An 11,860-nucleotide genomic window follows, 5' to 3' on the forward strand; every position below is an offset into this window, starting at 1 on the left:
ATCAATTATTCCCTTCAACATGCAAACCATGCCTATTTCGGAAAAAAGCCGGACCAAGTTCCCTTAGTCCGGCTTGAATATGGTCAATTGGATTTGGTGGTGTCCTTGGAGCTCTTCGATCTACCAAATAAACCCTTCACCAAATCCTTCACTTCATCTGCCGCTTTATCCTGTGCCTCTTCTACCTTTTTATTAAGCTCATTTTTGGCACTGTCTTGTGCCGCATCCGCTTTTAGCTTCATCTCTTGCTTGGCACTGTCCTCTTGGGCCTTGAACTGCTCTGTCAACTGTTCCTGCAATTTTTTACCTTCTGAAGAAGCCCTGGCCTTTAAGGCATTGGTGATCATGGCTTCCATGCTTTCCCCTCCTGCCAAACCGATCTTAGGCTGCTGATAGCTTCCTCCCAAATTGATGGCCAAAGGAATCTTGGTCTCTCCAGTTGCTTCTGTTCCAGCAATTGAAGCCAGCAAATTGTTCGCTTGACTACCCAACTTCCCTGCTGGAATTTCCATATTTACCAAGTAATTAATACTGCCATCAAAACCAGTACTCCCCTGAACCTTGGCAGTATAATCCCACAACTTAATATCAAATGGGCTGACTTCCAGCATTCCATCCTTGATCTCCGCTTTTAATTTCAGGTCTTTGATCTGAATGGTATTGCCATCCTTTAATTTGGTCAAGGAAGTAATGCCGCTAATGATCTTACTGTTTTCCAAAACCGCTTGGGCCACTTCGATCAAACCATTCCCATCCAGAGAAGAAAGAACTGGCATCATATCTTGGCCCAAATTACCCGAAAGGGAAAAACCACTGGTAAAATCACCCGTCAGGTGCTGGGCAATTGGTGCAAAGGCCTTGACTGTATTGAAAGCATTGAAAGCCTCCTGAATACTGATGCCTAGCACTTTAAAATCCATATTGAACTTAGGGTCTTTGATATTCTGGGTATTATAAGCTCCGTTAAGGGTCATTTGCCCCCCTAGGGTTTTCATACCGGCATCCTTAAAGGTCAAAACACCATCTTTTAAGGTCATTTGTCCTTTGGCATCATTAAATACCAAATTATCATATAAGACCTCATCCGCCTGCACAGTCATGTTGAAATCGATGTTCTTGGGCAGTTCAATCAAGGTCAACTCAGTAGTGTCGGCTGTTGTGCTTTCACCCTCTGTCATCCATTCGTTGATATTGAACTTACTGGAGCTGATATCCAGCTTACCCTTCAACACTTCATTCTCCTCAAACAAATAAGCCATATAGTTCGAAAGGCTGCCTGTTGCTTTTACTGGACTTTCTCCCAGCCTTGCATCAAAGTCGCTTAGATTAACAGCCTGAGGACTAAAATCTCCCATAGCCTGATGGATACGAATCCCCTGCGGCAAATCACTATCGGTATAATAAAAGTCACTTAGCTCCACCTTCCCTCTAGTGTCCAAGTTATTGTACCGTTCAGCTTCAACATCCGCATAGCTTCCTTTGGTATCAATATTAGCTTTGATTTTTCCTTCCATAATAACCCCTTCCATAGGGAAAATCTTACTGATCTTACCCAAATCAACAGCACCATGAACAGCACCATCCCAATTAAGCTGGTCCAAATCACTGATTTTCATATTTCCGCTTACCTCTTCTCCTTCTAACTTAAAACCAATATTGGACATATCTACTAAAAAGTCAGCCATTTTCCCTGAATTATTGACGATAGAGGTTTTAATATTTAAATCCTCAATGGGAGCAGGATACTCTTCACTTTTCACATAACCATCACTCAAGTTCATTTTGGCATTAATCGCTGGAATGATATTGGCTACACTATCATATCGTCCCTTTGCAGTGGCATCTACATCCATAATACCCTTTAGTTCCATTCCTTCTATTGGAAAGATAGAAGTCAGTTCTGCCAAGTTAAGCTTGCCCTTTAACTGACCGTCCACATCATATGTAACCAAGTTTTCCAATAATAACCTTCCCGATATTGGATTGGACCCGAAAGTCAGGTTAAAGGCGGGAATATCCACCGTGGTATAATCCAGCTTTCCAGATTCATTTTTGACAGTCAGGTCTATATTGACATCCTTCACTGGTCTTGGCAGGTCAGGATACTGGAACATACCTTCCTTTACCTTCAGGCCAATATTAAACTTTGGAAACTCATTTTCATTATAAGTGCCTTTCAGAAAACCTCCAAAATCCATGGTCCCACTGGTGTTCAATCCCGAGAATGATGCTGTATATATCCCTGGCACTAGGGAAAGCACACTCTTAAAAGTGTTTTCTTTTCCCTCAAAGGTCAAATCCATATCAATATCATCTTCTGGCATGGCCACAAAACCACTCACCCCAAACAAAAAGTCATTTAAACCAAACTGTCCTTCTCCAAAGGAAAACTTCATTTGGGTCATATCCACTTGGATTTCTGTATCAGCCGTAAATACCTTGTCACTGATATAATTGACATCTTCGTAGTCTATTCGTAAGACTTTGGTATCAATACGACCATCTATCCCGTAAATATCAGCACTGAAATCACCTGCACCTTCCAATTGAAAATCCTGCAAAGCCATAAAGTACTTGAGCTGTCTGTCATCATACACAAAGTTGAGATCATTGACCTTCATCAGGTCAATTCCAAATTTGAAATTGGAAGGTTCCTCAGGCGCAGCAGGCTCCTCACTCTCTTTCATGATATCATAATTGGCCTTTCCATCTTCCAAAACCTTCACATAGACCTGTCCTCCATCCAAATGAATCCCGGTGAGTTCCGGATAATCACCAAAAATCACAGAAAACAAATTCAGATCCACCTGAAAGCTCTTGACATGGGCCAAGGTGTCTCCTTCAAATGGCGTACGACCAACGATGCCAAACTCTTCAATGGTGGCCGAAATATTGGGGAATCGTTTCAAAACACTTAGGCTAAAGTGATCAGCGTCATAAAAAACATCTGCATCCAACGTATTGGCTATTTCTTGATCAATACGTTGCACAATTTTATCCTTGAAAACAATAGGGAGCGCGATTAAGCTCACTAATAGGAGCGCAAAAACGACTAATACTACTATCAGGGTCTTCTTCATGGCAAAATTTAATATTTGATTTATCCTGTAATGTATGCTGATCCCAGCATATTAAAAATTCACCTAAAATTACATCAAATTTAATGCCTTGAAGACTTTTGTCTAAGGAAAGAATAAAAAATGCAGGTTACTAGACAGACATTAACTTAAAGTGGTAATCAATATTCTCATTTTTTTGATGACTGATCTGCTTCCTAAGGTGATAAAAAGCCTCTAGGAGAGGGGCATTATTAAGATTCCCTGCATCCACAGCTTTGAACCCTATCAATTCGATAAGCCTCTTCACCTTAAACTTATCACTTTCATTATCCCCACAGAAATACGTTTCCTTTACCAGCTCTAAAGGGTCTGACTTCGGATAGTCTAAGCCTAGATTATTAAAGCCTTTCAGTACCCGATCATAACCGGAATTCTCCTGAATATAACGGGTATTGCAGGCAAAATGGGGATTATAATTCCCATTAGTGCAATCCAAAACGATCTTGTCCGTATTGTCAAATTGATTTAAACACTGGCACACCAAAGGCAAAAACTCATTTTCACAACATATCAGGATGACATCGGCTTTTCGCATGGCCTCGCAATATCCAAAAACCTTGTCCTTTTGCATTTTAAGAATTTTCCATTCAATCTGATTCGCTTCAAATTCCTCCCTTACGCCAAACACAACATTCAAGCCCCTGGAAATGTATTTGTTTCCCAGGCTGATAGAAAGTTTCGTTCCGCCTATTATTCCTAAAGTCATGCAAATAGTATAATTATAAAGTATAGTATTAAATATTAACGACTGTGGAAATATTACCCTTCTTGGTGAGAGAACGGGTAATCAATGGGTGATTGTACTGGTCGAATTTACTACTTGTATAATCATCTGAAAACTATAAAATTTCAAGCGATTTACCAAATTTATTACTGCAATAATCACCCCAAACACATGCAATGCGTTTTTGAAATGACGAAAACCCGAAATTATCATTCAAATGAATCAGACAGACTTACCAGGACTTATTTACCTGTTCAAGTAACTCATCATGAATATTCCCATTACTGGCCACAATCTCCCTTCCAAATACAAAGTTCATACCATTTCCAAAATCACTTACCTTACCGCCAGCCTCTTGCACAATGATCAGACCACCAGCCACATCATAAGAATTGAGGTTATATTCAAAGAATCCTTCCACTCTTCCTGATGCCACATAACATAAATCCACTGCCGCACTTCCCAGCCTCCTAATTCCATGGGACTTCTGCATAATACTTTTTAAAATCATCAGGTAATCATCTAGCTTATCAAACTGATAATAGGGAAAACCAGTAGCAATTAAACTATCAGCTAGGGTAGGAGCAGAACTTACCTGAATCTTGGTATCATTACAAAATGCACCGCCTCCTTTAGTAGCATAAAAACATTCATTATTATTCACTTCATATACTACACCCAAAATGATTTCATCCTTTTGCATCAATGCGATACTCACCGAAAAGACCGGTATTCCATGTACAAAATTAGTGGTGCCATCCAAAGGGTCCACGATCCAGTTATACTCTTCTTCCTGCTTATTGACCGTACCCTCTTCTGTGATAAAACCTGCAGCAGGCAAGGCCTCCTTAAGCCCTTTTACCACTATTTTTTCAGCCTCTTTGTCTACATAGGAAACAAGGTCATTGAAGCCCTTATGCTCCACCTCATTTAAATCAAAACTTTGTCTTTCTTTTCTAATAAATGCTCCAGCCTCTTTGGCTATCAAAATGGTTTTATCCAAAAGCTCTTTCAATTCCATCATCTAATTTTTACCTGAAACAGTAATCACAATTTCCCCTTTGACGGGGTTATTTTCATAATATGTTATTAACTCTGACAAACTACCACGTATATTCTCTTCAAACACCTTGGTAAGCTCTCTGGAGACACAGGCCAACCTATCCTCACCAAAGGCCTCTTTAAACTGACCAAGGGTTTTCAAAAGCCGATGTGGTGACTCATAGAAAATCATGGTCCTTGGTTCTTCTAACAAATTCTCGATACGTGTTTTACGCCCTTTCTTATGCGGCAAAAAACCTTCAAAAACAAATCGGTCATTAGGCAAGGCTGAATTGACTAGGGCGGGAACAAATGCAGTAGGACCGGGCAAACAATTCACCAAGAGCCCAGCTTCTCTGGCAGCCCTGACCAATAAAAACCCAGGATCACTGATAGCCGGCGTTCCCGCATCACTGACCAAGGCAAATTGTTCCCCTGCTTCCATCCGCTCAATGAGCTTCTCCACGGCCTTATGTTCATTAAAAATATGGTAGCTCTGCAAGGGCCTCTTGATCTCAAGGTGTTTCAATAATTTCCCTGTAGTACGCGTATCCTCTGCAAGGATGACATCTGCAGTTTTCAGCACCTGGATGGCACGCAAAGTAATATCTTCCAAGTTTCCTATAGGCGTGGGAACCACATATAGGTCAGGTCTATTCGTCTCTGTCATTTTTGAAGATTATCGATGGCATCAGCCAGCTTTCTATCCTTTTCTGTCACAATATTTCCTTGATCATGTGTGCACAACTCAATGACTACTTTATTATACACATTGCTCCAATTGGGATGGTGACCATGAGCTTCTGCTAAAAATGCCACCCTGCACATAAATGCAAAGGCCTCTGTAAAATCACCAAATTCAAATGTCTTTTTAAGTTTATCGTCTTCTTCTGCCCACATACAAATATTTTTTAAAGTGATATTATTCCTTCAATTTTGGCAGCCTTTTCATAAATGCCCAAAATGGAATCACTGTCAGGCATCATCGCCTTTATGGTTACACTGACATAGGTACCCTTTGCAGATTCCTTTAAACTGATTTCATTATTGGGCAACAAACTGGCCACCTCAGCTTCCTTACCCTTCGGCACAATAAATTTAAACATGTACAATGCTGGAAAGGAATTCTGCTCTTCCAGCTTCGTCTTAAATGCCTTTTTATCAAATTCTTTTCTCATAATTACCCCGAATTTAGTCTTTTAACATGATAGATGAAAAATTAAATCCCCTAAACAAGAAAATCCCATCCTCTTAAAGAGAATGGGATTCGATATTAAAGGCAAATCCTAATTAAAAGAATTTGTACCTGTAGTCCTTCACATCAGCCAACTCTTGGGCAGCCATCATAATCATATAAGTTGTTCTTTGCTTAGCACTTGCCTCCAATTGGTTTTTGTACATGCTGTAATCGGCAATTTCACCCGCTGGAGTTTTGCTGTTCAGCTTAGCGACAATCACGCCAATATCTTCCTTGATAGGCTTGGTAATACCACCTTCTTCCAAACCGAAGATAGCTCCAACTGCCTTTGGTGCATAGCCAATTCCAGGAATGGTATTGTCCATTAGGTTCAAATCAGCTGCAGTACCCAATGATGCAAACTCAGGAAAGGCTTCCTTCATCGCAGCAAGGCTCTCTTTTCCTGCCAATTTATCCATGATCACTTTAGCTTTCTTATCATTTCTAACCTGAGCAGTTACTTCAGCCCTTACTTGCGCCAAAGTCACCTCTTCTCCATCAGTCTTACCATTCAAGGTAGCCACTATATAAGCATTCTCCAATTCGAACACTTGGGAAACACTTCCGATAGAAGCATCATTAAACGCCCATCTTACCACTTCTCTTGCTCCGGTAAGGTTATTGATCGTTCTTGCATTGGTGGTCAGTTCACCTGCAGACATCACTCTATATCCTTCTTCCTCTGCATTGGTTTTAAACTCATCAGCATTACCGGTATTGGCCGCGAAGTAATCTGCATCTCTGAAAATTTCATTTCTAGTGGCATCACTTGGTCCTAATTCCAACTCAAGAACAGCTAATTTCACCGTCTCGGTTTTAGGCAATTCCGTAACACTGATAATATGATAACCATATTCTGTCTCTACCACTTCATTGATCAAGCCAGTAGACTTGGCATCAAACACAGCTTCAGCAAATGGCTCTACGAAGTCTGCTTTGGCAAACCAACCAAGGTCACCACCTCTTTGGGCAGTAGCGTCTTGACCGTATTGCTGTGCTGCTGCGAAGAAGTTACCTGATTCCTTTACTTCAGCAAGCACTTCCTCAGCTTGTGCCTTCACTTCAGCTTTTGCCGCATCATCCATACCTTGTGTCCCCAGCAAAATATGACTGGCCCTCATTCTAGGAGTACCCTCAAATTTATCAGAAACTTTATAAGTTACATAAGTACTTCTGTTGGTAATGAAGGGACCATACACTCCACCTTCTTCAATCTCTTCAGTATTTGAGGTCAAATCAGTAGGAAGTGGCTGGCCAGGTAGGAAAGTTCTAAATGGATTACTGAACTCTGAATTTCTCAACACAAAAACAGAGTCATCTTCACTCGCTCTTAATTCGGCAGTCAACTGGTCGATTTCCTGAATTACTGCTGCAGAATCCTCACCGCTAGGGTAAAGGTTAAAAGTAACGTAAGAAATATCTCTGGTTTTCTCCGCCTGGAACCTGTCCTTGTTTTCCTCCAAATAAGCCTTCAAATCAGATTCATTGATGGTAATCGCAGAATCGGATACCGCATAATAAGGAATAAACAAATGCTCCACATCAGCAATGCTTGATTGCATTTTGTATTGTAAGGCTCCTTCTTCCTTATTGGCATAAGATGAAGCGGCCAAAAGGTTATCATACTTGATACGCAATCTAGAGTCAGCAAAGGTCTGCTCTTGTTGCGCCCACATGGCACGTTGTTGAGCCGGAGCTGATTCCAATGATTGCAAGAACGAGATCAATTGTTGTCTATCAAACTCTCCTGTCTCTGGATTGGTCAATTGCTGACGAAGTTCAGCTACAATGTTCTTACCTTGAACCATGTCCACCAATTCCTCGTCGGAAATGGTCATTCCTAGGGCTTCGTATTGCTCAGAAAACACTTTCTTCACTACCATTCCCTGCCATGCCTGCTCACGGATACTATACATTTCATTCTCGGATGGATTTCTCCCCGTGTTTTGAACATAGTTTTGCTTAAATAGCTCCACTTGATTCAAATACTCATCATAGGAAATTTCCTCTCCGTTGATTTCTCCCACTGTGGTATCCCTACCTCCGAGGAGCATGGAATTCGGACCCAATAAGTCTCCTCCCACGAGGAAAAGTATCAATCCAAATGCAATAACACCTATTGCAAGACCTGTTCTCTGTCTAATTTCTTTTATTAAAGCCATTCTTCTAGTTTTTGAAGTGTCGCAAAATAATTACATCTAACGGTAAATTCAAAATATTATCGCTGTCAATAAATTACTTATTAAATTCTCTTATGCATTTATCTTTAATTTTACCGTATCGATTCGGTGTTCTTGCTTGGAAACAACCGTAAAAGTAAATGGCCCATAAACCACTGATTCGCCCTTTTTAGGGATATTTTCTGTGATGGAAAGTATAAAACCCGATAAGGTGTCGTAATCCCCTTCTGGCAAATTCCAATCGTATTTTTCATTAAGATAATCTATCTCATGCCGGGCACTCAAAAGATACTCATAGTCACCCACCTGTTGCTCTATCAGGTCATCATTGTCATATTCATCCTCTATTTCTCCAAATATCTCCTCTATGATGTCCTCCATACTCACAATTCCACTCGTACCTCCAAATTCATCTACAACCAAAGCCAAACTCTTCCTTTCTGAGATAAACTGCACCAATAGCTCATTCACCAAAGCGGTCTCTGGCACAATAATGATAGGCGTAAGGATGTCTTCTATACTTTTGGGTTTTTTGAACAGCTCCAAATGATGGCAATATCCGATCACATCATCAATATTTTCCTTATACACTATGATTTTGGAATGACCACTGCTCATAAAGATGCTTTTAAGGTCTTGGATATCGTCCTCTACATCCACGGCCACAATATCTGTCCTCGGCACCATACAATCCCTCGCCTTTACCGTCTTGAACTCCACGGCATTGTCAAAGATCTTGGTATCTATATCCATACCATCATCACCCTCTGTTTCCAGATTATTCTGGATAAAAGTATTCAGATCAGTGATCTTAAACACAGGTTTATCCTCACTGTATTCTAATTTTAGAATCTTAGTAATGAAAAACCTGGACATTCCAACTACCAGCCAAACCACCGGATATAGCAAATAATAAATTACCAAAAAAGGCAATGCAAAAAAGCCCAACAAATTATTAGGGTTAAGCATAAAAATGCTCTTGGGAATAAACTCCGCTGTGATCAGTACAATGATCGTAGAAATAACAGTCTGTATGATCAAAACAGACGCCTCATGATTCAAGCCCTCAGGTAAGGCCCTTTCAATGCTCGGCTCCAAGAGATAGGCCATAAAGATCCCGTAGACTACCAAAGAGACTGTGTTTCCTAGTAGGGTAGTCCCAATAAACTGCCCCGGGTTTTTCACAAAACCAGCCAACACCTTCCCAGTAAAACCACCTTGTTTGTTTTGTAGTTCTATCTGAAGTTTATTGGCTGATACAAAAGCGATTTCCAATCCTGAAAACAAGGCTGAAAACAAAAGTGTGATCAGGACATAGGCCAAATATTGATATTCCATTATGGGCGTTTTTTCTTTCTTTTTTGCTGATGATGAGCCTCTTGGCCCTCATTTTCAGCCATCTTGGTCTTCATATATTTATACCAAAATAACATGGCCACAGCAAACATAAAAATAGGATAGCTAAAAGTAATCCCTTGGGTCATGGTTACATGAGTCCCTATAATCACCAATGCTGCCGACAATGATAGTAAAATAATCCCTTTTAATTTCATAGATAATTGCTCACATTCAGGAACAGCCCCTGATCAAGGCCTGCCCCCGGTATTTTCTTCTGGAATCGGAATGCTACCATCCGTCACTTCATAGAAAGTAATATCAGTCAAGGCTTCATCTGACTCCATTCCTTTGGCCGGAATAACCGTACCATCCTCCTTAGTTACTGTTACAAACTTCTCAGTATAAATCTTCCCATTTCTTTCATCCCAGAAGAGTTCCTCTGAATTTAACTTGGTGCCATTTTCCAGATTATGCACCCGTACATCTCCTTCACCACGGTAAATTTTATCCCTTTGATTTTGGAAGCCTTTATCTGCCTGAATGGTGGAAGTAAGCTTCCCTTCATCATCAAAGAAATGGATTAAAATCCCCTTGGGGAATTCAGAATCTCCATTATCAAAAACCAACTGCTGCTCAGCATTCACCTTGACCTTTACCCGGGCAGAATCACTGCGATAAACTTCCATTCCAGTCGTCACCCTTACCGGTCCATCATAGTTTTGGAGCTGCCTAAGGTCTACACTTTCCCTGCAGGAAAAACCAAGCAATGATATCAAAAGAAACAAAACACTCCGTCTCATGGCACAAATTTATCAAATTAATCTTGTTTTAATTCTTTTTGGTACGAAAGAAAAAAGGCGGTTGTTTAAACCGCCTTTTTATATTTTACAAAAGAAGTATGATTTCTTGAATTAATCTCTGGTTTTCAAGGATACAGTTTGACCTATCCAGCAGCCGGTATTCAAAGTTTGGCCCACTTGGTAGCCTTCAGTAAACAACTCCTCTTTAGAAGGGAATCTTGCCTTGGCATTGGCCATTCCTTTATTATCACCTGCTTTAGCAAAAGCGTCATAAGCAGCAATAAAGATCGAATAATCTTTTACTCTACTTTGACCACCTCTACAGTCATTGGAAGAACCCATGTACAAGCTACCGATAAATGACCATGCATCAGAAGTTTTTTCTGGATCAAGTTCGGCCACACTCATTGCAGACTGTCTGGCAGCAGATTTTTTACCCAATTGAGCTTGCGCCTTGGCCAAGTCATAAGTAACCTCAGCTTTTTGCTTGTTATTTTCAGCCAACTCCAATGCTCTGGTAAACATTTCTTCTGCCTTGGCATAATTTCCATCCTGCATATATCTCAGACCTCTTACTTGGGAAGTAGAGAATGTAGGGCTGTCATTATCCACCACTTCAAGGGCTTTAGAGAAAGTCTCTGAAGAAGTACACTTATACTGTACAGAATACTGGAAGATTCTTTTTGCCAATGCCACATTGCTTGGATCTGCTTCCAACTGTGGACCTAATTTCTCTTGGATAAAATCACAATCGATGATTTCCATGGCCACAAGAATTTGATCCAATGTAGATTTCTCTCCAGAAGCATCAGCACCTTCAGCTTCAGCTTTATCTAAACGAGCATAGAGATTATCATAGATATCAAGGACCTGCTCATCTGTATAAGCTTGGTTATAGGCATAGTTTCTGTACACAAGGTCGAAATAAGCCGGCACCAACCCTACGGTGTTGATCTCCCCATTAAGTTCAATATCTTTGGCAAAATAAGACGCCGCATCAGCTACTTTATCCTTATTTCCTCTATAATATCTATAACCGTAATAAGCCTTATTTTCTATCCATTCAGCCTCATTATTGTATTTTTCAGCTCTGATGTCATAAATTGCCATGACAGAATCTTGATAAATCGCTTTTTGAGCCTCATCTGTAGCCGCTTCAGCAGCACCATCATAAACTTTCACCCCATTGATATATATGGCTTCGTTTAGGTCTGGAGCATTTACCAATAACCAATGCAATGGTTTGGTCGCCTGAATAAATTGATCTGATTTCAAATAATCATTGTAGGCAGCATTATACTCCCTAGCTTTAGCCTCCTTTTGAGGATCTGAAGGCCAATTCCAACCATCCTGTGCATGGGCCAAGCCCACCACAACAAAAGATAATAACCCTAATAATGCAAATTTAGCTTTCATACTCG

11 protein-coding genes are annotated in these 11,860 nt (G+C 40.5%); all 11 read right to left on the minus strand.

Translation table 11 applies throughout. From position 1 onward, the window contains the following. Nucleotides 1-83: 83 nt before the first annotated feature. Entirely contained in the window at nt 84-3,080 is a 2,997-nt protein-coding gene (locus KZP23_RS05450) for an AsmA-like C-terminal region-containing protein (RefSeq protein ID WP_226335087.1), read from the minus strand. A 130-nt stretch (nt 3,081-3,210) separates the two neighbouring features. After that, nucleotides 3,211-3,825: an NADPH-dependent F420 reductase gene (locus KZP23_RS05455; protein WP_226335088.1), complete on the minus strand. Its 615-nt coding sequence runs from the start codon at nt 3,823-3,825 to the stop codon at nt 3,211-3,213. 250 nt (nt 3,826-4,075) lie between these two features. After that, nucleotides 4,076-4,864 carry an inositol monophosphatase family protein gene (locus tag KZP23_RS05460; protein ID WP_226336489.1) on the minus strand — a complete coding sequence of 263 codons (789 nt, stop codon included), beginning with the start codon at nt 4,862-4,864 and terminating at the stop codon, nt 4,076-4,078. 3 nt (nt 4,865-4,867) lie between these two features. Continuing rightward, nucleotides 4,868-5,554: a 16S rRNA (cytidine(1402)-2'-O)-methyltransferase gene (gene rsmI / locus KZP23_RS05465; protein WP_226335089.1), complete on the minus strand. Its 687-nt coding sequence runs from the start codon at nt 5,552-5,554 to the stop codon at nt 4,868-4,870. Beyond that, on the minus strand, nt 5,551-5,784 hold the full coding sequence (locus KZP23_RS05470; RefSeq protein ID WP_226335090.1) for a 4a-hydroxytetrahydrobiopterin dehydratase: 234 nt from the start codon (nt 5,782-5,784) through the stop codon (nt 5,551-5,553). Before KZP23_RS05470 ends, rsmI begins: the two co-directional genes overlap by 4 nt. An 11-nt stretch (nt 5,785-5,795) precedes the next feature. Continuing rightward, nucleotides 5,796-6,062, minus strand: coding sequence for a DUF493 family protein (locus tag KZP23_RS05475; protein ID WP_226335091.1), 267 nt, complete (start codon nt 6,060-6,062; stop codon nt 5,796-5,798). Between the two features lie 112 nt (nt 6,063-6,174). After that, the gene (locus KZP23_RS05480; protein ID WP_226335092.1) at nt 6,175-8,283 is read right to left on the minus strand and encodes a peptidylprolyl isomerase; all 2,109 of its coding nucleotides are present in this window, start codon (nt 8,281-8,283) and stop codon (nt 6,175-6,177) included. Between the two features lie 90 nt (nt 8,284-8,373). After that, entirely contained in the window at nt 8,374-9,639 is a 1,266-nt protein-coding gene (locus tag KZP23_RS05485) for a hemolysin family protein (RefSeq protein ID WP_226335093.1), read from the minus strand. Then, the gene (locus KZP23_RS05490) at nt 9,639-9,854 is read right to left on the minus strand and encodes a hypothetical protein (RefSeq protein ID WP_226335094.1); all 216 of its coding nucleotides are present in this window, start codon (nt 9,852-9,854) and stop codon (nt 9,639-9,641) included. The genes KZP23_RS05485 and KZP23_RS05490 overlap by 1 nt, the downstream gene beginning before the upstream one ends. A 33-nt stretch (nt 9,855-9,887) precedes the next feature. Then, nucleotides 9,888-10,439: an LPS export ABC transporter periplasmic protein LptC gene (lptC, locus tag KZP23_RS05495; RefSeq protein WP_226335095.1), complete on the minus strand. Its 552-nt coding sequence runs from the start codon at nt 10,437-10,439 to the stop codon at nt 9,888-9,890. 111 nt (nt 10,440-10,550) lie between these two features. Further along, the gene (locus KZP23_RS05500; RefSeq protein WP_226335096.1) at nt 10,551-11,855 is read right to left on the minus strand and encodes a tetratricopeptide repeat protein; all 1,305 of its coding nucleotides are present in this window, start codon (nt 11,853-11,855) and stop codon (nt 10,551-10,553) included. Between the last annotated feature and the right edge of the window lie 5 nt (nt 11,856-11,860).

The sequence above is a fragment of the Echinicola marina genome, assembly GCF_020463795.1.
Classification (GTDB): domain Bacteria; phylum Bacteroidota; class Bacteroidia; order Cytophagales; family Cyclobacteriaceae; genus Echinicola; species Echinicola marina.